The sequence below is a fragment of the Aestuariibaculum sp. YM273 genome, from assembly GCF_030908365.1.
Classification (GTDB): domain Bacteria; phylum Bacteroidota; class Bacteroidia; order Flavobacteriales; family Flavobacteriaceae; genus Aestuariibaculum; species Aestuariibaculum marinum.
Genome location: NZ_CP133090.1, coordinates 562,747 through 583,274, shown reverse-complemented (window position 1 = coordinate 583,274; position 20,528 = coordinate 562,747). Strand labels below are relative to the sequence as shown.

Sequence of the window (20,528 nt, the reverse complement as noted above, 5' to 3'; positions counted from 1 at the left end):
TTGCTGTTATTCTAGGTTGATAGTAATGAAATAAAAAGTCTCTCGATTATAAAATATTAAATGAAAAGTTACAGACTTTCGTTTGGTGAAATTATTATTCATGATAGTAGTTTAGCCGAAGTTATTGTTCGTGAAGGTGAGGTTATGTGTGAGCAAAAGGTTGATGAATATCACGATTTCTTGCTTAGTAGTTTAGTGGCGCCATTTAAAGTGTTGATTAATAAAAGTAATGCTTATAGTTATACTTTTGAAGCTCAAAAGGTAATTGGAGATTTACAGGAAATCGCAGCTATGGCTGTAGTGATAGCTTCTCAGGCAGGTTTGATGTCTACCGAAACCTTAATGAGTGTTAATAATGAAAGTAAGACGTGGAATATTAAATTCTTTAGAAGTAGAGACGCTGCGTTATATTGGTTGAAATCTCTGGAGGTTTGCGCAAACGTTATAGTAGTTTAGTAACTTAATTATAGAAGTATACTGTTGCTTATCTGTATTTAAGCTGTAAATTTGCACCCTTAAAAACCGACAACGCATGACAGATTTTATAAGAAAAATCACTCCAAATTCTAAAGATGATGTTCTAGCAGGAATCACCGTATCATTAGCTATGATTCCCGAGGTGGTTGCCTTTGCCTTTGTAGCGCAGATAGATCCTCTAGTAGCACTTTCCGGAGCATTTATTATTGGTTTAATTACCGCTATTTTTGGTGGTAGACCAGGTTTAATATCTGGGGCAGCCGGTGCTGTGGCTGTAATTTTTGTGCACTTAATTTCAGAGGGGCATACTAAAGGCATGTTATTCGATCAACCCATAGAAAATATGGGGTACTTCTATTTGCTAGCTGCAGTTATTCTTATGGGAATCATTCAGATTCTTGCTGGAGTTTTTAAATTAGGACGTTTTGTTCGATTGATTCCGCATCCTGTAATGCTTGGCTTTGTAAACGGTTTGGCCATTGTCATTTTTATGGCTCAGGTGCGTATGTTTTCACATAAACAATTAAATATAACAGCTGAAGGCGTAAAGGAATATATAAACATTCCTATGCAAGGCGCGGAGTTATGGACCATGATTGGTTTGGTAGCGTTAACAATGGGAATTATTTGGTTGTTACCAAAGGTTACGACAAAACTTCCTGCTGCGTTAACAGCTATTTTAGTAACGACAGGAGTTGCCGTACTTGGAGGTTTAGATGTAAGTACTGTAGGGTCTTATATAGTTGAAGGTGGTGGAAATGGTTTAAAAGGCGAATTCCCAACACCAAATTTAGAATTATGGCAAAATCTTCCGTTTAATTTAGATACATTAAAATTCATTTTACCATATGCGTTTTTAGCGGCTTCAGTGGGGTTAATAGAGTCTTTAATGACCATGAACCTGGTAGATGAACTAACGGAAACCAGAGGAAACGGAAATCGTGAGTGTATTGCTCAGGGTGCAGGAAATATGGTTAGCGGGTTGTTTGGCGGAACAGGTGGTTGCGGTATGATTGGTCAAACCGTAATTAACATTAATGCCGGTGGTCGTGGTAGATTATCAGGTATTATGATGGCTGTAACCTTACTAACGTTTATTTTATTTACCGATAAATATATCGAGCAAGTACCAATTGCAGCTTTGGTAGGAGTCATGTTCATGATGGTTATCGAAACTTTTGCTTGGTCTAGTTTCAGAATTATTAGAAAAATACCTGTTGCCGATGCTGTCGTTTTAGTTATTGTATCCGCGGTAACGGTAATTTACGATTTAGCGATTGCGGTTTTTGTAGGTGTTATCATTTCAGCGCTAGCGTTTGCCTGGGAAAATGCCAAGCGTATTCGTGCCAGAAAGCGTTTGTCTGAAGACGGTACAACCAAAACTTATGAGATTTGGGGGCCTTTATTCTTTGGTTCTATAACTGCATTTAATGAAAAGTTTGATGTGAAAAATGATCCGGAAGAAGTGGTTATCGATTTTGTAGAGTCTCGCGTTAGTGACCATTCGGCGTTAGAAGCCATTTTTAATTTGGTTCAAAAATATGAAGCTGAAGGAAAACGTATTCAACTTAAACATTTAAGTGAAGATTGTAAAGTATTACTGTATAAATCTAGTCCGAAGTTTAAAGAAGTTATTGTAGAAGATGTTGATGATCCACGCTATCATTTAGCTGAGAATCCTGAAAACTTCCCAAAACCATTATCGGAATACAAGTTTTTTTAGACTAAATATCATTATAAAAAAAAGCACATCAATAGATGTGTTTTTTTGTTTAAAATACTTTATAGATTGGCAATTGTAAATAAGCTTCTTCGTAATGCGGAGAATTTTTATAAATAAATTCTAACTGAGCATTCGGGTTTTTAGCAAAAGCTTCATCGGTTGCTATTTTTTGTTCAAAATCAGTTTTTAATTGAGGTGATTCGTTTAAATAGTTTTCTGCAAGGTCTTCAAAAACATAAGCCGAGAAATGTTCTTTTTGTTGAAGAATGGTGTCGAAAAAATTCCAGTTAAAAAATGAATCTGTCGCTTCGGTTTCTAATGTTTCCAACAAATATCTAACACCATTTTGGTTTGTTGGAATATAAAGATCTCCTTTTTGGAATCTCACCGACCTTGTTGCTTTGGTTACCGAGGTATTATTATGTAAATAATGGCCTTCGAAAGGTATTGATGCCGTTTTGTAATCGGCAATGTGATTTGTTTCTACTGTTAGAGTTGTATCATTTTTAAATGTTGAAAACTCAATGTTATTATTTTTTAATCGGTCAATAACCTCGTGCCAGCCTTGTTTTAAAATGTAGGCTTTAGGTATGTTTATAGTTTTGTTAGGTAAGAAGTTGTTGTAATACTTTATGGTTTTGGTATAGGGTTGATTTTGGTCATAAAACAAACGCTTTCCATTAGTAACATTACTCTGAATGTAATAACCTTCGTAACCTTTAAATTCTAAAGTTGTAAAATGGGTAGAGTCTATTTTGAAACTAATCGGAAATGTTTGTTTTGATAGAATATCTCGAAACGCATTTTTACGTAATGATTTTATGGTTTTTGAGTTTTTTTCGGTAAAATCAAAGGCCGAAAGCATTAATTCATAGGTTTGTTTTACGCGAATATCATAGGGTTTAAGCATGTGGGTTTCCACCATTAGTCCTAAAGTATTAAATAGTGTGGTGTAACCGGTGGAATATCTAGGGGAATCGAAAAACTGAGAAAATCCAACTTCAGGAGTACTGCCCCAAACATTTACATAAGGTGTGATAATAATATCTTTATCATTCAAAGATTGTTCTATTTCAGGACGCATCTTATGTTCAATATATTCACCTAAATTACCACCTAATTTATTGTGTTGCGTGAATAGGTGCGTGATTGCATATTGATAGTCTGCACCATTACTAACATGATTGTCAATAAACACATCGGGGTTTATACTATGAAAAATTTCAGCAAAAGCTGCGGCGTTTTTCGAGTCTTGTTTGATAAAGTCGCGGTTTAAGTCGAAGTTTCTGGCGTTGCCTCTAAAACCATAGCTTTTTGGACCATTTTGGTTGGCTCTAGTGTGTGAGTTTCTGTTTAAGGCGCCGCCAATATTATAAACAGCGATAAAAGCCAGAATAGAATTTTGATAAGCCTGTTTTAAGGAATCGTTTTGAACAATATCTCTTAGTAACATCATGGAGGCATCAATACCATCTGGTTCTCCGGGGTGAATACCATTGTTAATAAGAATCCTGTTTTTTGAAGAAGACTTAATATCTTCCAATTTCAAAATAGGCGAGCTGTTGTACACAACAACGTGAAGAGGATTCCCAGAGTCGGTATTCCCGACTTCAAAAAGAGAAACTTCAGGATAAGCATCGGCTAAATCCTTGTAGTAGGCGATAACTTCTTCGTACTCCGGAGTTTCTGTACCATTGGAATTTTCAAACAGTGTTGTGAAATCTTTTTGAGAATCTGTATGAGTTTTACAAGAAATAAAACATAAGATTAAAGTAACTAGCAGAAGTGTTTTGGGCATTTTTTTTAATACTTGATTTAGTTAATGCGAACACTATCTGGAACAAACTTTGTATAATCTCCTTCGTTTTTAATTACATCGCGAACTATTGATGAGGATATAAACGATGTTTTTGCGGAGGTTAGTAAGAATACCGTTTCAATAGTCGCCATACGTCTGTTGGCATGCGCAATGGCTTTTTCAAATTCGAAATCGGCAGGATTACGTAAACCACGAAGTATAAATTCAGCTCCAATTTCATTACAGAAATCAACAGTTAAACCGGTGTAAGTTACCACTTTTACTTTAGGCTCATCAGCAAAGGCCTCTTCGATAAAAGCCTGGCGTTCTTTCAAGGAGAACATGTATTTTTTATCTGAATTAACTCCAATAGCTACTATAACTTCATCAAAAAGGGTAACACCTCGTTTAATAATATCAAAGTGCCCCAAAGTAATAGGGTCGAAAGAACCGGGAAATAAAGCGCGTCTCATTTTTAATACTTTGTATAAAGATAGTTATAAATTATTTTAAAGCTTCTTCAATAGCATTGTCGAATAATTCGCCTAAACTAATTCCGGCTGCAGCGGCTTGCTGAGGTAAGATGCTTTCTCTGGTTAAACCAGGAATGGTGTTCATTTCTAATAGGTGAGGTTCACCGTCCTTAAAGATATATTCACTTCGGCTAAAGCCTTTCATTTTTAATATCTCGTACACTTGTTTAGCAACAGTAGTTACTTTTTGTTCTTCTTCGGGAGTAAGCCTTGCCGGGGTGATTTCCTGAGATTTTCCTAAATATTTGGCTTCGTAGTCGAAAAAGTCGTTTTCACTAACAATTTCAGTAATCGGTAATACTTTGGTGTCCCCTTTAAAAGAGATAACGCCGACAGAAACTTCTTTACCGTCTAAAAACGATTCAATAATAATTTCATCATCTTCTTTAAAAGCAACCTCTATCGCGTTTGGTAAATCTTCTTTTTTATGAACTTTTGTAACACCAAAGCTACTACCTGCTTTGTTGGCTTTTACAAAACAAGGTAATCCAACTTTGGTAATAATGGCGTCTTCATTAATTGCATCACCCAAATTCAAATAGAAAGATTCGGCTGTTTTAATTCCGTAAGGTTTTAATACACTTAAGCAATCCCTTTTATTAAATGTTAAACTAGCCTGATACATGTCGCAACTGGTATGCGGAATATTTAAAAGTTTAAAATAGCCTTGCATAAAGCCGTCTTCGCCGGGTGAACCATGAATAGCATTAAAAACACAGTCGAAAGTAATTTTTGTATCGTTAACAAGAACCGAGAAATCATTTTTGTTTACATTAAATTCTTCATTATTACCATCGACATAAACCCATTTATCTTTAAAAATGTGAATTCGGTAAGCGTTATATTTTTCTGGGTTTAAGGTTTCGTAAACCACGTTTCCACTTTTTAATGAGATTTGATATTCGCTAGAATAGCCTCCCATAATAATGGCAATATTCTTTTTCATGTATTGATATTTACTTTTGTTTTAAGGTCACATGGAACACTAAATAACTATTTGCTTTATGATTAAAGTTTAGCATTAAGTGTTTCATTCAGGTATAAATTGTTAAGGTGTAAGTCTAAATATGTATAATAAAACGTATCTATTATAAGTTAAGCTAAAATATCACATAAATTGCAAAAGAAAAAACAGTTCTGTTTTTATATATTTGCCTAATTGAAAATTTTATAAATGAGCCTTATCAAATTTCTAACAAGTAGAGCATTTTTAATGCAAATACTAATCGCAGCGGTTGCCGTTTTTGTAATTGTTTATCTAAGTTTAAAGTGGTTAAATGTAACCACTAATCATGGTAAATTTGAAACCGTTCCGGAGTTAAAAGGAAAGTCTATTAGTATAGCCGAAATGGAGTTGGAAGATAATCGTTTGGTAATGCAAATTCAGGATTCGGCAAATTACAATCCCGATTACCCAAAGTTTTCAGTAATCGACCAGGAGCCACCGGCAGGGAGTAAGGTTAAAGAAAACAGAAAAATATATATCACTTTAAATCCGTCAGGATATCGCAAAATTGCCGTGCCAGATTTAAAGGAGCGTACTTTAAGACAGGCAAAACCAACCTTGGAAGCCCTTGGTTTTAAAGTGGGTAAATTAACTTATGTTGACAACATCGCTAAAGATGTGGTTTTAAAAATGCAACATAAAGACGAATTATTAAATCCAGGAGATCAGTTACCTAAAACCTCTACAATTGATTTGGTTTTAGGAAATGGTAACAGACCATAATTTATGCAAGATTATACACCAGAGAATTTTGATGAGGAAAGCGAAATGTATGAGCATTTTGCATTTACGGTAAAGGAGGGACAAAAGCCACTTCGTGTCGATAAGTATTTAATGAATTTTATTGAAAACACAACCAGAAGTAAAATTCAGGATGCGGCAAAGGATGGCGGTATTTTTGTGAATGATGTTGCAGTAAAATCGAATTATAAGGTAAAACCCGGCGATAACATTCGTGTGATGTTCGCTCATCCAACCTACGAAAATTTATTGGTGGGTGAAGATATTCCTTTAGATATTGTGTACGAAGATGACGATGTTTTAGTGGTTAATAAGCCGGCAGGAATGGTCGTGCATCCAGGGCATGGAAATTATTCAGGAACCCTTATTAATGCTTTAATTTACAGATTCGATAATTTGCCAAACAATTCCAGTGACCGTCCGGGATTGGTGCATCGCATAGATAAAGATACCAGCGGACTTCTTGTAGTTGCCAAAACAGAAGAGGCTATGACGCATTTGGCAGCGCAGTTTGCTGAGAAAACCAGTGAACGTGAATATGTGGCTATTGTTTGGGGGAATATAGAAGAAGATGAAGGTACTGTAGAAGGCAATATTGGTAGACACCCTAAAAATCGATTACAGAATACCGTATTTTTAGATGAAGAAGCCGATAAAGGAAAACCAGCTGTAACCCATTATAAAGTTCTAGAGCGTTTAGGATATGTTACCGTTGTATCTTGTAAACTGGAAACCGGGCGTACGCATCAAATTCGTGTGCATATGAAACACATCGGTCACACACTATTCAATGATGAGCGTTACGGCGGTGAAAAAATACTTAAAGGCACAACGTTTACGAAATATAAGCAGTTTGTTGAAAACTGTTTTAAAGTATTACCTCGTCAGGCGCTACATGCGAAAACCTTAGGTTTTGAACACCCACGTACCGGAGAGTTTTTAAGGTTTGAAGCTCCTATCCCTCAGGATATGGTAGACTGTATGGAGAAATGGCGTGTATATGCGAAACATCAGTCTTTAGAAACCGATTCGGAAGAGGCTTAAAATAAATGTCAATAAAATCTTTCTATAGTTACATTATAAATAATTGTTGTTTCTTATTTTCAATATGGAGCAGTAATTGTAAATTTGATGTGAAATTATAAGTCATAAAAATAGATTTAAACTGATGAAATTAGTCATATCTCCAGCCAAGTCGCTCGATTTTGAAAGTGAATTACCAACCACAAAAAGTTCAGAAGCTCAGTTTTTAAAACAGTCAGAGCGCATTAACAAGCTTTTAAAGAAGAAATCTGCTAAAAGCCTGTCTCAACTTATGAGTATTTCTGATGCTTTGGGGCAATTAAATTACGAACGTAATCAGTCTTGGGAATTACCTTTTACAACCGATAACGCAAGACCAGCGGTTTATGCCTTTAATGGTGATGTTTATAAAGGTTTAGATGCTTATACTGTTGATGAAAATAAACTAGATAATCTTCAAAGTACCGTACGTATTCTATCTGGTTTGTATGGTTTGTTAAAGCCTTTAGATTTAATTCAGCCATATCGTTTAGAGATGGGAACTAAATTTCCCGTAGGCACTAAAAAGAACCTTTACGAGTTTTGGAAGAAAGATATAACTGCGGCCTTGAATGAAGAGTTAGAAGAGGATGAGTTATTTTTAAACCTTGCGAGTAACGAGTATTTTAAAGCTATTGATAAAAAATCATTAAAGGTTCCTGTAATCACAGCGAATTTCAAAGATTTAAAAAACGGAGAATACAAAGTCATTTCATTTTTTGCAAAAGAAGCTCGTGGCTTAATGGCGCGATATGTTGTGGATACTAACGCAAAATCTGTAGACGATTTAAAAGGGTTTAATTACGGTGGTTATGGTTTTAGTGAAGCTATGTCTACCGATACCGATTTGGTTTTTATCAGATAAACAATTGTAAGGAAAAGCCTTTTTTTTATTGAAATAATCTTTTAATTTAGAGAGGAAATTTAAGGTTGGTTACGACGCTTAAATTTCCTCTTATTATTTTATTTCAATGTTATACTATCTTATTCTAGCCTTTCAGGCATATTGTATTTATCATTTGTTTAAAAACGGAAATGCTTACTATTGGGTGTTTGTTATTCTGTTTTTACCGGTGCTGGGTTCAATCATTTACTTAGTAACTCAGGTATATAACAAACGTGATGCTGAAAAGATTCAGGATGGTATCGTGTCTGTGGTTAATCCTACTAAAAAGATAAAAGATTTAGAAAAACGACTTCGTTTTTCTGAAACCTATCAAAATCGGGTAAACCTTGCTGATGCGTATTTGGCCAAACAAGACTTTTTTAGAGCTATTGCTCAATACGAAGAGGCGCTAAAAGATAAATCTCAGAATCACTTTTATATCATTACAAAGCTTATTGAAGCGTATTTTAAAGTTGAGGAATTCGATAAAGTTATTGCCTACGCAGAAAAGATAAAAGATAAGCATGAATTTGATAAATCGAGAGCACAATTTGTATTTGGTTTAGCGCAGGATAAATTAGGAAATTTTGAAGCAGCTGAAGCAAATTTAAAACAAATAGATATCCGGTATTCGTTTTATGAAGAGCGCTTAACCTTGGCTAAACTTTTAATAGAACGTCATAAGGCTGATGAAGCCAAAGAGATTCTTCAGGATATTGTAACCGAATCCCAAAACATGACCGCTCCAAATAAGCGTATGTATCGAAATACTGTACATGAAGCTAATAAGGTCTTATCGGAAATTGAGGTTTAAAACCTTATTTTGCAATTGCCTTTTTGTTAATATCTATTTTGGTTTCAACAGAAGGTTTCTTTTTTATTCTTGGTCGTCTAACACCAAAAGTCCCTCGATTTATTTTTCCTCGTTTTGTTTTTTTATCTCCTTTTCCCATAATTTGAATTTGTTTAAGGTATTATAAGAAATTAACACGTGATTTCCAAAGAAGATGTGCTTAGAGTTTTTGTAATAAAAGTTTTATTAACGTGTGTATAGGTGTAATTAAATATGTATATTTATTTATGTTAATCTGTTGCTAGTTAAATTAATAGATAACTATAGTTAACTTCTTATGGCTAAATTTAAAACACCTTCGCGTTCGCTTATTATAGGAGGACTTTTTTTTCTCACTCCTGTATTGTTTATTATTTTATTAGGTACAAAAGCTATTGCGTTAATAACGCCTTTAGCAGTTAAAATAACTCAGGCTTTTGGTTTGCATTCTGTGTTTGGTGGAGCTGCCGTTTTAATTGTATGTCTCTTAATAATAATCGCAATTTGTGTTATTAGTGGTTATTTCATTCAAAAGGGCGTCTTTAAAAAATGGAGTACAAATATTGAAGAAAAGTTATTTGTTCATTTTCCTTCGGTTCAGATTTTAAAATATCGTATGATTGGTGATCAGGAAATGGTTATCAATGAATTTTGGGATGCTATTATTTTAGAAGAAGATAAAGACCGGTACAATATTGCTTTTATAACGGCAACAACAGATAAATTTATAACGCTATTTATTCCAGATGCTCCAAGGTTGGATGCTGGCGAGGTGCGTTATGTTCCCAAAGAATCGATAAATTACTATCCAATATCTATGAAACAGGCTATGGCGGGTTTGTATAGTTTTGGTAAAGAAATAGATATAGAAACTGTTATTAATAAAAAGTAAAGCGTTTCGAGGATTATGCGTTTAAGTTGAATTGCAAAAAAATGAGACAGTATGAAAAGAATAATACTTTTTTTAGGGTTGATGTTTTCAGTATCTGCTTGCGTTTGGGCTCAGGAAGAATCTGAAGAAGAATTTAAGCATCAAATAGGTTTTTTATTAGGGCACGCCCATGTGCCTAGTTTATATGCTGAGGGTAAAAAGGAATGGAAAGCGCTTCCATCGTTCACCTTGTATTATAATTATTGGCTAAACGAAAAGTGGGCGGTAGGGTTACATACCGACATTATTATAGAAAACTTTGTGGTTGAAAAAAATTTGGTTTCAGAGGAAGGAGAGGAAGCCTTTTTAGAAAGAGAAAAACCTGTAGCTCCTGCATTAATGGGGGTTTATAAACCAGGAGAACATTTTAGCTATTTGCTTGGGCTGGGAGGTGAATTTGCTAGCGGTGAAAATTTATTTCTAATTCGAGCCGAAGTAGCTTATGCTATAGAAATGCCGAAAGAATGGGAGTTTGAAATATCTCTCGGAAACGATTTTAGGTGGGATGCCTATAATACCATTAATTTAGGTTTGGGGGTTTCAAAGAAGTTGTAAGAAATACATCAGGATACAAAAAAGCACCTAAATTTAGGTGCTTTTTTTATTTAGAGCATTAGGTTTATGATTTTGTAGGGAATAATAGTGTGATTCCAGCACGTATACCCCATTCGGCGGGATTGCCATTACCGTAATGAATTCTGGGACCTGCAAATATCTGAGTCATTTGTGAGCCAAAAGATACCACTTTAGAGGCTACAATATTAAATGTACCCGAAGTCGCGTCGTAATCCCAGTTTTGGGTCAATTCTGTATTAAAAGCTAAAGCATAGCCTCCAGAAAAGTTTTTAGCAATAAACGGTTGAAAGAATGTCGCGTTTACATCGGCACGATCATCTTTTCCCGCAACCGACCATATATGGTTTACTAAACAGCCAACAGTAACCGATTTTATTTGTTTTAAAGCCACTGCTGTTGGGCCTAAACCAAATTTTTCGGAACCTAATTCATCTTTTGTTGCTGTAGGTGCTAAGATAGCAGGTCCCACACCCCAAATTAGTCCGCCTTTAGTTGGGGCTTTAGGAGAGAAAAAGCCACTAATCATGGCATCACCTAGTCCGCTTTGTTTTCCGCTATTGCCATTAACATCACATTGCTTTACAATTGGAATAATAGCACGACCAATAAGATTCCAGTTCTCACTAATGCTAATTGGAATAACCGGCTGTACATTAGTTAAGAATTTTGTTCCGTCTTCAGGACCAACGTTTAAATCATAATTAGCTTGAAAGGGGACGCTAATTAGATTAGCTACGGGATTTTGAAGTTGCTTTGCTAAATCATCAGCTCCGCTTCCATCTTGGGCAGTAATTTCAATAGAACCTAGAGAAAGTACTGTGAGTAATAAAATCTGGTAAAAACTTTTCATATGATTTATAATTAAAAGTGTTTCTGTTTTTTGTAAATAGTTTACTACCAAGATAGTGAAAAAACATGATTTAAAAGTTAATTTGAGGTCTTCTGTTTTTTTTGTCGTTTGTTATAGAACATAATGGTTACAATTTTAGCAGTGAAAGCAACAAAGGCACCAATGGCTAAAAAGGTGTATACCATGGTAAATATTTTTCCTAAGTCTGTTTTTGGGGTAAGGTCGCCATATCCAACGGTAGCCATGGTCATTACCGAAAAATACAGGGCGTCAAGTATAGACCAGTTTTCTGTTTTTGAATAAAACATAGTGGCTCCAATAAGAAGTAAAATAATGGAAACGAAAAGAAATCTAAACTCATAATCCTGTTTAATACCTTTAAATACAATTTTACTTAACCGGAGAATATTAACAAAGAAAGCTATCATAGTAATAAAATAGTATTGGCTTGATTCGACTAAAAATAATGATTATTTTATTAATATACCTATGAAGGGTGATTAAGGGTTTTTCCGACAGGGATTTCCTTTGTACTTATACTTTGGTAAAATTCAATTTGTAAGATTTTAATGTGTCTAAAAGCAATTATTTGTAGTTTGGAAACCGGTTGGTAGTGAGTCTTTTAGTTTTAAGATAAACTTCACAAAATGTCATGATAATCTAAATAACTTTGCTAAACTTGCAATAATTTTACAAAGAGTTAATATATAGGTAAATTGCTTAAAAAGAAGAATGGTTTTAAGTGTTTGTTTTTAAGTTGTTTATGTGTGTTTAGGTTTTCGGAAAAGAACAATAATGAAAGTTTCAGGTAAAACGATTCAGTATAACAGTAAGGAGTTCAAAGCTATTTTTGAGCGCCTTTTTCCGTCGATGTACATTCTGGCTTCACGCATTTTAAAAAGTGAGGAAAAAGGGAAGGATATTGCTCAAGAAGCCTTTGTGAAACTATGGCAAAAAGATACTGAAGATTTTACTAGTGAAAAGGCTTTGCAAGCCTACCTGTATGTCCTGGTGAAAAATGCTTGCATAAGCCAATTAAGAAAGGAGAAGAAAATCTCAAACACATCCTTAGATGAAGGTCTAACTATTGCCCAAAAATCTTTTTTAAACGAAATATTACGGGAAGAAACGTATAAGTTGTTGCATAATGCAATAAAAGAATTATCTCCTCAGGCTGAACGTGTAGTGATGTTAACATTAGAAGGGTATCGCAATCAAGATATTGCTACTGAATTAGAAATTACCATAAATTCTGTTAAAACTGTAAAAAAAAGAGCCTATAATAGACTAAGAGAATTGCTTGGTTCTCAGTTTGTTGCTATTGTTCTAGGTAATTTTATTCAATTTTTTTAGTTTTTTTTAACAAAACTGTCACTCTCTTTTAAAAATCGTACGTCCTTATTATATACAACATATCTGTTTGTTGTAAATTTAAGGATATGGAAGACATAAATAAGCAAATAAATCATTCGAAACTCTTAGTTGGGAAAGTTTTCGATTCTTTAACTAACGAACAAAAGGAAGTTTTTCAAGAATGGGAACAGCAAGGTAATAATAAAGAAATCGCAGATGATATTTTGAACGCTTATTCTTTTATGGAATGGCAAGAGAAATTGAAGGCAATCGACACTACGGAGGAGTGGGCCTCTTTTTTAGAGAATATGGAGAGCGCTTCCGAAAAACCCGGTAAAGTTTTAAGATTGAAAACCATTAAAAGGATGTCTGCAGCAGCAGCTGTACTTGTTGTGGGCTTTGCTGTTTTTACATTTTTTAAGATTACAAATTCAAATTTAAAATCAGTAGAAGATTCTAGTATTGCCCCAGGGACAACTCATGCCGAGTTGGTATTGTCTACAGGAGAAGTTGTAGATCTTCAACAGTCACAAGATAGTAAGATGCAAGAAGGTACTGTGGCTCTTGAAAATGTAAAGGGTGTACTGCAGTATAATACCGGTTCGTCTAAACATGATGGTAATGTAAAAACAAATACATTAAAAGTGCCTAGAGGAGGAGAGTATCAAATTGTACTTTCTGATGGTACTAAGGTGTGGTTGAATTCAGATACAGAATTAACCTATACCGTTCCCTTTGTTGGTTCAGAACGTCGTGTAGCTTTAGAGGGAGAAGCATATTTTGATGTGACGCCAAATAAAGAACTGCCTTTTATAGTTACTTCGGGTACTCAAGAAGTTCAGGTTTTAGGAACAGAATTTAATGTTTCAGCCTACACAGAAGATAATCATATAATCACCACACTTGTAGAAGGAAAAGTAAAAGTAGAAGAAAAATATTCTCATTCTAACGAATTTTTATCACCAAACCAACAAGCTAACTTCGATATTAACACGAAATCTATTGTGAAAAAGGACGTCGACGTTTATCCTTATGTTGCTTGGAAAGAAGGTCGTTTTGTATTTCATAATGTAACACTTGAAGAGTTGTTCTCTAAAATTTCTAAATGGTATAATGTAGATTACCAGATAGAAGGTGAAAAACTTAAGGTGTTGAAATTTACAGGCGATTTACCAAGATATAATGATATGTCGGGTATTTTGAAAATTATCGAGGCAGAAATGTCTGTTAATATTCAAATAGGGCATAACAATAAAGTTTATGTTTCTGAATAAAATTACTTTTTAGATGAAAATTTAGGAGAAGACCGCGCATCTTTTTCACATATTTTGCATCTATAAAAAAAAAGTAATATTCAATCAATTAATTAATGTTTATGAAAATGATGCTATTAACCTCTTTTCAGGCAACTGAGAAGACAAAAACAAACCAAACCTAAAAATGAGATTGACAATTATTTTAATCTTGAGTGCTGTACTCACGTTAAATGCCGCCAATGCTACGCAATCTAAGCGTGTGAGTTTAAATTTAACAGGGGTGAGTTTTTCAACCTTGTTCGAAGAAATTAGAAAACAAACAAATCAGAGTTTTTTCTTTAACGAAGCTAAAATTGCCGAATTAGATAAAATTTCTGTAAATAAAACAGATGTTCCTTTAACCGAGCTTTTAAATGAGGTTTTAAGCGGTACAGGCTTATCTTTTAAATATGTAGATGGTGTGATTGTTATTGTTGATGAAGATAAAGATCAACAACAAGAAACCATGACAATTAATGGTACGGTGGTGGATGCGGCATCTAGCCAGCCTCTTCCTGGAGTATCTATTATTCTTAAAAATAGTAAACTAGGAGCCGTAACAGATTTTAACGGGAAATTTGTTGTAAAACTTCCTAAAAAACCTTCAGTATTAGTGTTTTCTTATGTTGGTTTTACTACTAAAGAAGTTGAAGTTAGCAAAACTTCAGAAGTGATCGTACAAATGGAAGAGGATGTACAAGGTCTTGAAGAGGTTGTAATTTATACTGGAATTCAAGAAATTGAAAAGAATAAAAATACTGGTGCTTCTTTTTCTATGAAGTCAGAAGATTTGGATTTATTAGGTGTTCCTTCATTAGATGGAATGTTTGATGGTAAAGCAACAGGTTTAAGCGTTGTAAATGTAAGCTCTACACCTGGGGCGGCTACAAAAATTAGAATACGTAGTGGTAGTACCTTTACAGGAAACCAAAGTCCGCTTTGGGTTGTAGATGGTGTAATTTACGAAGATCCTGTCCCTCTTTCTGCCGATCAAATTAATAGTTTCGATAATGTTAATATTATTGGTAATGCACTTTCTGGTATTAATCCAACAGATATAGATCAAATCGATATCCTTAAAGATGCTGCAGCAACTGCTATTTATGGTACCAGAGCAGCCAATGGTGTAATTGTAATTACCACGAAAAGAGGTACAAAAGGCAAACCAGCTTTAAATTACAGCGGTAGTTATAGTTTTGTACAAGCGCCATCATATAACGATTTTGACTTAATGAACTCTAAGGAGCGTATTGACGTTTCTAGAGAAATGTACGAAAGAAACCTTGGGTACACTGGGTTTTACCAAAACGTAGACCGTTTAGGATACGAAGGTGCTCTACAAAGTCTTTGGGATGGTACGTATAACCAGGCCGAATTTGAAGCGCAGGTAAAGTATTTAGAGACTTTAAATACCGATTGGTTTGGTGAGTTATACCAAAACTCTTATACGCAAAGACATAATGTAAGTGCATCAGGTGGTAGTGATACATCGCGTTACTTTTTCTCTTTAGGTTACGACGACCAACAAGGTACAGAAAAAAACGTAAGCCTTAACAGGATTACAGCACGTTCTAACATGGATATTGATTTAAGAGATAATGTAACAATATCTTTTAAATTAAGTGGTTCTGTACAAAAGGGGCAATACAACCACCAATCAATTAATTATTTCGATCAGGCGTATTACACCAGTAGAACCATTCCTTTATACGAGGACAATGGCGATTATTTTTATACAAGCCGACAAATTTACAGAAGTGGAAACGGTCAAACTGTTTTTGGAGGATACAACATTCTTAATGAAACAGATAACTCAGATCGAAAAGTAATAAACAAAGATTTAAATATTGCGGTAGCCCTTAACTGGGAGTTAATTGATAACTTAAGATTACGTTCGCAAGCAAGTTATAGAAGTACAACAAATTTGGATGAGCAGTGGATTACCGAAGATACACACTATATTTCAAAATTGCGTACATACGACGATTTTAACGACATGGTGGAAAACCATGTAGATTTAGGTGGATTAGTGCCGTTTGGAGGTATTTACAATGCCGGTATGGTAAGTCAGGATGCCTATACTTTAACCAATCAGTTAAATTATAACTTTAAGATAAATAACGATCATACGGTAAACGTTAACCTTGGTAATGAGGTACGCTCTGCACAATACTGGGGAGCAAGAGGTTTTGCTGTGCCTGGCTATAATCATTTCCAGGGTAGAGGATTTATCGCTTTGCCAAGACCAAGGCCAATTCCTGTGCCAGGAGCTGGAACATCTATAATTGATTTTGAAAACTATCCTTATGATGCAGCGTTTAACTGGTTAACACCACATGGCGGGCAGGATATTTACCCAAATATTACCGATAGATTAACCAATAGTTTTTCTGTGTTTGCTATTGCAAATTACGTATATAAAGATCGTTATATCTTCAATGTTAACGCAAGAAGTGACGGGTCGAATGCTTTCGGTCAATACGAGCGTTTTAAATTTAAACCAGCATGGTCTACATCGGCACGTTGGAACATTCATAACGAATCTTTCATGAAAGATATCATAGATGTAGATGAATTAGCATTAAGAGCGTCTTATGGTGTGCGCGGTACTATGCCTAATGCAAGCCCGTATATGATTATCTCTGGGTATGGAAATAACAATGTTATATATTACCCTGAAAACACAGCTAATTTAAATTCTTTCCCAAATGCTAATTTACGTTGGGAAAAATCGCAAACTGCAAACTTTGGTTTAAACTATAGCTTGTTAGGTGGTAAAATTAGTGGTGCATTTGACTATGCTTACACGAAAAGTACCGATTTATTATTAACGCGTCCTATTTCGAATGTTAACGGAACAGATACGCAACTTTACAATGCTGGATCTAAAGATGTAAACAGTTTTGAGCTTAGTATTAGAACCAGAAATATCAATACCAAGAATTTTGGTTGGACGACGCGATTAAACTTCTCTCACGATAGAGACCGTGTAACCAAAGGATTTGAAGGTGAAAATAACTTAACAGTTACCGATTATTTAAACGGAAGTATTTACAGAGCAGGTTTCCCAACTTACGGATTCTTCTCTTATAAATTCGCTGGCTTAACTGAAGATGGTTTACCAACGTTCGAAAGTTTAGTAGAAGAAGAATTAACGGCCGGAGAGCAATTAGAAAAAATGCTTGTATACGAAGGGTCTAGAATTCCTAAATTTTACGGAGGTTTTGGTACTGAATTTAGATTTGGTAAATTTAACTTATCTGCAAACTTTACTTACAAATTAGCCTACAAAACAAGATTGTTGCCGTTATACGGTGGTAACCAGAACTTACCATTGCCATACGAAAACATGAATAGTGTTTTTGTTAATCGTTGGAGACAACCAGGTGATGAATTAATTACCGATATTCCTGCAATATCTAATTATGCTCAAAATTTTACTGGACAAAGCCTTACTGCCGATGGGTATGATCAAATATATGTAACAAACGTTCAACGCGTAGTACCTTCTGGACGTAACGCTTGGTGGATGTACGATATGAGTGATGCTCGCGTAGTAGATGCAAGCCACATAAGATTACAATCGTTAACCTTAGCATATACCTTACCAAATAAGTTGCTTACTGGTACGGGAATTAAGAGGGTAAGATTGAGTGCGCAAGGTAGTAACCTTGGTTTCTACACTTTTGATAGTAAATTAAAAGGTCAGGATCCAGAGCAAGTAAGAAGTGTAGGTATGCCGCTTTTACCTAATTATAGTTTTAATTTAAACATGTCTTTCTAAAAAGTACAACATGAAAAAGATAATATTTATATTACCCGTCCTATTAACGTTTATTGGATGTAACGATTTCCTGGATGAAGTTTCTCAGGATAGGTTAATCCCGGAAAAACCAGAACATTATGCGGCTGTAATGCTGCAGGAATTTAGTTGGGAATATCCTTTGTTTTACGACATAGATCATATGACCGATAATGTATCGGAATCCGCTGAAGCAATTACGTCACAAAAATTTGGAAAAAAGCCAACCTATACCTGGCAACGAGAAATTGAGTTTGATGAGAATGGTGCCCGAGTAGATAACAACACGGCTTGGCGAAATATGTATGAAGACATTGCTATAATGAATTATACCATCGAACAAATTGACGAGGCTATTGGCGATGTCGAAGAAATTAATTTTGTTAAAGGAGAGGCTTATTTTTTAAGAGCTTTATCTTATTTCAACCTTCTTAATCTGTATGGGGTTCCTTATAATGCCGAAACAGCTAATTCCGATTTAGGAGTGGCATTACGCGATAACTTGGAGGTTAATCAGTTTTATAACAGAAATACGGTTGCCGAAAGTTACGAGCTAATTGAAAACGATTTAATGCAGGCTATAGAATTAATTTCTATGAGTGGATTAACCAAAAGCGACTGGCATCCAGATTTAGCTGCTTGTTACGTGTTAATGTCTCGCGTGAAATTGTATCAGGAACAATGGCAGGAAACTGTAGATTATGCGACTAAAGCCATAGAGTTGGGTAGCTTAACGAAGGTAACCATCGATGAGCCATGGGTAACAGCATCAAATAAAGAAATTTTATTCTCATACTATACCATTAGACCAGCATGGCCGCTTGTTGATTTCGGGACGACTTTAGAGTTTGCAGCTTATAGAGCAAGTTCAGAATTAATAGATCTATACGATGAAAACGATTTACGTAAAGAAGCTTTTTTCATGGAAGTATTGGGTAGCGATGGTTCTAATCATTATAGAACTAAAAAATACCAAACTGGTATGTATACCAACCTTGGTTTTACAAACATTAGAGTAGCTGAGGCTTATTTAAATAGAGGCGAAGCTTATGCGCATCTTGAAGATGTAGGTAGCGCTGTAAGCGATATGGCGGCATTGTTGGCAAAACGTTATTCTAATACGTCTGATATTGTTTATCCTACTACACCAGAAGAAACTTTAACCTTTGTGTTAAACGAACGTAGAAAAGAATTTTGTTTTGAAGACCACCACAGATGGTTCGATTTAAGACGTATGAAAAACAGACCTGAAATAAAACACATCTTTACAATTAGAGATGAGCAAGGTGTTAAATTAAGTACAGAAACATATACTTTATTACCAGACGATTTAAACTATACGTTGCCAATTCCTTTATATGAAAGAAATAGAAATCCATTAATCAGGAATAATGAGCGTTACGAAAAGTTACCAGAAACTGTGGATGAAATTATTGTTAACTAGACAAGTAACCATTGTCAATCTAAATATATTAAATATGAGACTACCAATTTATGTAATGCTTTTGTTAGGAGGACTTTCGGTTATTTCTTGTAGCAACAGCGAAGACGATCTAGAATGGACAAACACCGAAGTAGATCGCGTGGCAACCCAAATGGATACTAATAATCCAGACGTTGTTAAAATTTACGATACCTACAACACAGGTGTGTTGTATGAGTACGACCGTATTATGGATTTTGCCTATGTAGCAGGTTCTAAAACAGATGCCGAAATATGGGGTAATGTTGAAATTCCTCAGTTAAAATCAAAATACTCAGATTCATTAGGTAATGTACTTCCAGAAAATGAAGAAGAATACAAAATGCAGGTAGAAAGTGCTGTAACGTTTATAGATACAACTCTTTTTAAATATTTTAAGCCTAATTCAATCATTTCAGAATTAATGCCTCACAAGGTGTTATTAAGTAATGAAGTATACTTGTCTTCTAGAATATATGGCGAAGTAGGTGCTGTACTTACCGAGTCGGAATCTAGAAATCGATATTCAGCTCAATTTGCACAAAAGTCTATTTATAACAAACATTCTATTGTTTTCGAAGTTAACCCCGATCAATTAACAAGTACTTCGGTAATTAATAAATATAAACGTGATAATTTTTACGTAATGTTATCACGTATTATGGATATGCACGGTTTATATGGCCAGATACCAGCAACTTTTACCGAAGGTAAAGGCGCCTACTATGGTAGAGAAATAGGTGTGGTTTATCGTGAAGAACTTGAAATAGGAGAAGAAAAGCGTGTCGATGTTATAGATAAAGACTGGTTCTTTTCTAAAGGATTTATTGATTCGAGTTACCATTTATATGATTTTGGTTTAAGAACGTTTTATCAATATTACGACGAAGATAATAACCGATTACCAAGTAGAATTGTACACCCTAAAGCTATTAGACCAAATTACGATTTTGTATCTGGTTTACGCACAGATTTTAGATCATATCTAAATGAAATGATCCACAGAAATGCCAATCAATTACAAGCATTTCCAGACAATATAAAAGCAAATATTGTTATGCTTCGCGATTTATTAATGAGTTGGGGCGTAGATATTGTTGCAATGAATCCAGCTTTAGAAACGCTGAACTAATTCATAAAAATTAAAATTATGAAATGCCTAATTGCATTACGTTATTAATTAATAGCTTTTGTAGTCTAG

Annotated in this window: 19 protein-coding genes; 13 read left to right on the top strand and 6 right to left on the bottom strand. The window is 34.8% G+C overall.

Translation table 11 applies throughout. From position 1 onward, the window contains the following. The first annotated feature begins 60 nt into the window (after positions 1-60). Complete coding sequence (locus RBH94_RS02505; protein ID WP_307882238.1) at positions 61-456, top strand: hypothetical protein; 396 nt, start codon at positions 61-63, stop codon at positions 454-456. 76 nt (positions 457-532) lie between these two features. Beyond that, entirely contained in the window at positions 533-2,200 is a 1,668-nt protein-coding gene (locus RBH94_RS02500) for a SulP family inorganic anion transporter (protein ID WP_307882237.1), read from the top strand. 49 nt (positions 2,201-2,249) lie between these two features. Here RBH94_RS02500 and RBH94_RS02495 read toward each other — a convergent pair whose 3' ends face one another. Genes RBH94_RS02495 through RBH94_RS02485 form a run of 3 tightly spaced genes read right to left on the bottom strand, consistent with a single transcriptional unit; the run spans position 2,250 to position 5,477 of the window. Then, positions 2,250-3,998, bottom strand: coding sequence for a M14 family metallopeptidase (locus RBH94_RS02495; RefSeq protein ID WP_307882236.1), 1,749 nt, complete (start codon positions 3,996-3,998; stop codon positions 2,250-2,252). A gap of 17 nt (positions 3,999-4,015) precedes the next feature. Continuing rightward, on the bottom strand, positions 4,016-4,471 hold the full coding sequence (gene coaD, locus RBH94_RS02490) for a pantetheine-phosphate adenylyltransferase (protein ID WP_307882235.1): 456 nt from the start codon (positions 4,469-4,471) through the stop codon (positions 4,016-4,018). A 31-nt stretch (positions 4,472-4,502) separates the two neighbouring features. Further along, positions 4,503-5,477 carry a D-alanine--D-alanine ligase gene (locus RBH94_RS02485; RefSeq protein ID WP_307882234.1) on the bottom strand — a complete coding sequence of 325 codons (975 nt, stop codon included), beginning with the start codon at positions 5,475-5,477 and terminating at the stop codon, positions 4,503-4,505. A gap of 267 nt (positions 5,478-5,744) precedes the next feature. On the opposite strand from RBH94_RS02485, the gene RBH94_RS02480 reads away from it, so the two are divergent. The 4 genes from RBH94_RS02480 to RBH94_RS02465 all read left to right on the top strand — a co-directional run bounded on the left by RBH94_RS02480 (position 5,745) and on the right by RBH94_RS02465 (position 9,040). Next, a complete protein-coding gene (locus RBH94_RS02480) occupies positions 5,745-6,260 on the top strand; it encodes a PASTA domain-containing protein (RefSeq protein ID WP_374047701.1) in 516 nt (171 codons plus the stop codon). Between the two features lie 3 nt (positions 6,261-6,263). Continuing rightward, positions 6,264-7,322, top strand: coding sequence for an RluA family pseudouridine synthase (locus tag RBH94_RS02475; RefSeq protein WP_307882232.1), 1,059 nt, complete (start codon positions 6,264-6,266; stop codon positions 7,320-7,322). Positions 7,323-7,446: 124 nt separating this feature from the next. After that, positions 7,447-8,205 (top strand): peroxide stress protein YaaA, encoded by a 759-nt coding sequence (gene yaaA / locus RBH94_RS02470; RefSeq protein ID WP_307882231.1) that lies wholly within the window; start codon positions 7,447-7,449, stop codon positions 8,203-8,205. A 106-nt stretch (positions 8,206-8,311) separates the two neighbouring features. Beyond that, positions 8,312-9,040, top strand: a complete 729-nt coding sequence (locus RBH94_RS02465) for a hypothetical protein (protein WP_307882230.1) — start codon at positions 8,312-8,314, stop codon at positions 9,038-9,040. A gap of 4 nt (positions 9,041-9,044) precedes the next feature. Here the strand turns inward: RBH94_RS02465 and RBH94_RS02460 are convergent, their stop codons facing one another. Further along, positions 9,045-9,179 carry a 30S ribosomal protein THX gene (locus RBH94_RS02460; RefSeq protein ID WP_188223530.1) on the bottom strand — a complete coding sequence of 45 codons (135 nt, stop codon included), beginning with the start codon at positions 9,177-9,179 and terminating at the stop codon, positions 9,045-9,047. A gap of 177 nt (positions 9,180-9,356) precedes the next feature. Here RBH94_RS02460 and RBH94_RS02455 point away from each other — a divergent pair, with 177 nt between their 5' ends. Together RBH94_RS02455 and RBH94_RS02450 are read left to right on the top strand one after the other, a co-directional pair. After that, on the top strand, positions 9,357-9,950 hold the full coding sequence (locus RBH94_RS02455; RefSeq protein ID WP_307882229.1) for a hypothetical protein: 594 nt from the start codon (positions 9,357-9,359) through the stop codon (positions 9,948-9,950). Between the two features lie 51 nt (positions 9,951-10,001). After that, the gene (locus RBH94_RS02450; RefSeq protein WP_307882228.1) at positions 10,002-10,544 is read left to right on the top strand and encodes a hypothetical protein; all 543 of its coding nucleotides are present in this window, start codon (positions 10,002-10,004) and stop codon (positions 10,542-10,544) included. 64 nt (positions 10,545-10,608) lie between these two features. Here the strand turns inward: RBH94_RS02450 and RBH94_RS02445 are convergent, their stop codons facing one another. Both RBH94_RS02445 and RBH94_RS02440 read right to left on the bottom strand, forming a co-directional pair. Beyond that, on the bottom strand, positions 10,609-11,415 hold the full coding sequence (locus RBH94_RS02445) for a hypothetical protein (protein ID WP_307882227.1): 807 nt from the start codon (positions 11,413-11,415) through the stop codon (positions 10,609-10,611). A 77-nt stretch (positions 11,416-11,492) separates the two neighbouring features. Beyond that, complete coding sequence (locus tag RBH94_RS02440) at positions 11,493-11,843, bottom strand: potassium channel family protein (RefSeq protein WP_307882226.1); 351 nt, start codon at positions 11,841-11,843, stop codon at positions 11,493-11,495. A 367-nt stretch (positions 11,844-12,210) separates the two neighbouring features. Between RBH94_RS02440 and RBH94_RS02435 the strand changes: the two genes are divergently transcribed. From RBH94_RS02435 to RBH94_RS02415, 5 genes are all read left to right on the top strand, one after another. Continuing rightward, positions 12,211-12,768, top strand: a complete 558-nt coding sequence (locus RBH94_RS02435; protein ID WP_188223535.1) for an RNA polymerase sigma factor — start codon at positions 12,211-12,213, stop codon at positions 12,766-12,768. An 86-nt stretch (positions 12,769-12,854) separates the two neighbouring features. After that, a complete protein-coding gene (locus tag RBH94_RS02430) occupies positions 12,855-14,042 on the top strand; it encodes a FecR family protein (protein WP_307882225.1) in 1,188 nt (395 codons plus the stop codon). 166 nt (positions 14,043-14,208) lie between these two features. Beyond that, positions 14,209-17,847, top strand: a complete 3,639-nt coding sequence (locus RBH94_RS02425; protein WP_307882224.1) for a SusC/RagA family TonB-linked outer membrane protein — start codon at positions 14,209-14,211, stop codon at positions 17,845-17,847. Between the two features lie 10 nt (positions 17,848-17,857). Beyond that, positions 17,858-19,309 carry a RagB/SusD family nutrient uptake outer membrane protein gene (locus tag RBH94_RS02420; RefSeq protein ID WP_307882223.1) on the top strand — a complete coding sequence of 484 codons (1,452 nt, stop codon included), beginning with the start codon at positions 17,858-17,860 and terminating at the stop codon, positions 19,307-19,309. Between the two features lie 34 nt (positions 19,310-19,343). Next, positions 19,344-20,459 carry a hypothetical protein gene (locus tag RBH94_RS02415; RefSeq protein WP_307882222.1) on the top strand — a complete coding sequence of 372 codons (1,116 nt, stop codon included), beginning with the start codon at positions 19,344-19,346 and terminating at the stop codon, positions 20,457-20,459. Positions 20,460-20,528 lie beyond the last annotated feature (69 nt).

What these genes read in the sequence shown, in the direction of transcription:
- RBH94_RS02505 (WP_307882238.1), top strand. Translation starts at nt 61, where the DNA reads ATGAAAAGTTACAGACTTTCGTTTGGTGAAATTATTATTCATGATAGT.
- RBH94_RS02500 (WP_307882237.1), top strand. Translation starts at nt 533, where the DNA reads ATGACAGATTTTATAAGAAAAATCACTCCAAATTCTAAAGATGATGTT.
- RBH94_RS02495 (WP_307882236.1), bottom strand. Translation starts at nt 3,998, where the DNA reads ATGCCCAAAACACTTCTGCTAGTTACTTTAATCTTATGTTTTATTTCT.
- coaD (WP_307882235.1), bottom strand. Translation starts at nt 4,471, where the DNA reads ATGAGACGCGCTTTATTTCCCGGTTCTTTCGACCCTATTACTTTGGGG.
- RBH94_RS02485 (WP_307882234.1), bottom strand. Translation starts at nt 5,477, where the DNA reads ATGAAAAAGAATATTGCCATTATTATGGGAGGCTATTCTAGCGAATAT.
- RBH94_RS02480 (WP_374047701.1), top strand. Translation starts at nt 5,745, where the DNA reads ATGCAAATACTAATCGCAGCGGTTGCCGTTTTTGTAATTGTTTATCTA.
- RBH94_RS02475 (WP_307882232.1), top strand. Translation starts at nt 6,264, where the DNA reads ATGCAAGATTATACACCAGAGAATTTTGATGAGGAAAGCGAAATGTAT.
- yaaA (WP_307882231.1), top strand. Translation starts at nt 7,447, where the DNA reads ATGAAATTAGTCATATCTCCAGCCAAGTCGCTCGATTTTGAAAGTGAA.
- RBH94_RS02465 (WP_307882230.1), top strand. Translation starts at nt 8,312, where the DNA reads ATGTTATACTATCTTATTCTAGCCTTTCAGGCATATTGTATTTATCAT.
- RBH94_RS02460 (WP_188223530.1), bottom strand. Translation starts at nt 9,179, where the DNA reads ATGGGAAAAGGAGATAAAAAAACAAAACGAGGAAAAATAAATCGAGGG.
- RBH94_RS02455 (WP_307882229.1), top strand. Translation starts at nt 9,357, where the DNA reads ATGGCTAAATTTAAAACACCTTCGCGTTCGCTTATTATAGGAGGACTT.
- RBH94_RS02450 (WP_307882228.1), top strand. Translation starts at nt 10,002, where the DNA reads ATGAAAAGAATAATACTTTTTTTAGGGTTGATGTTTTCAGTATCTGCT.
- RBH94_RS02445 (WP_307882227.1), bottom strand. Translation starts at nt 11,415, where the DNA reads ATGAAAAGTTTTTACCAGATTTTATTACTCACAGTACTTTCTCTAGGT.
- RBH94_RS02440 (WP_307882226.1), bottom strand. Translation starts at nt 11,843, where the DNA reads ATGATAGCTTTCTTTGTTAATATTCTCCGGTTAAGTAAAATTGTATTT.
- RBH94_RS02435 (WP_188223535.1), top strand. Translation starts at nt 12,211, where the DNA reads ATGAAAGTTTCAGGTAAAACGATTCAGTATAACAGTAAGGAGTTCAAA.
- RBH94_RS02430 (WP_307882225.1), top strand. Translation starts at nt 12,855, where the DNA reads ATGGAAGACATAAATAAGCAAATAAATCATTCGAAACTCTTAGTTGGG.
- RBH94_RS02425 (WP_307882224.1), top strand. Translation starts at nt 14,209, where the DNA reads ATGAGATTGACAATTATTTTAATCTTGAGTGCTGTACTCACGTTAAAT.
- RBH94_RS02420 (WP_307882223.1), top strand. Translation starts at nt 17,858, where the DNA reads ATGAAAAAGATAATATTTATATTACCCGTCCTATTAACGTTTATTGGA.
- RBH94_RS02415 (WP_307882222.1), top strand. Translation starts at nt 19,344, where the DNA reads ATGAGACTACCAATTTATGTAATGCTTTTGTTAGGAGGACTTTCGGTT.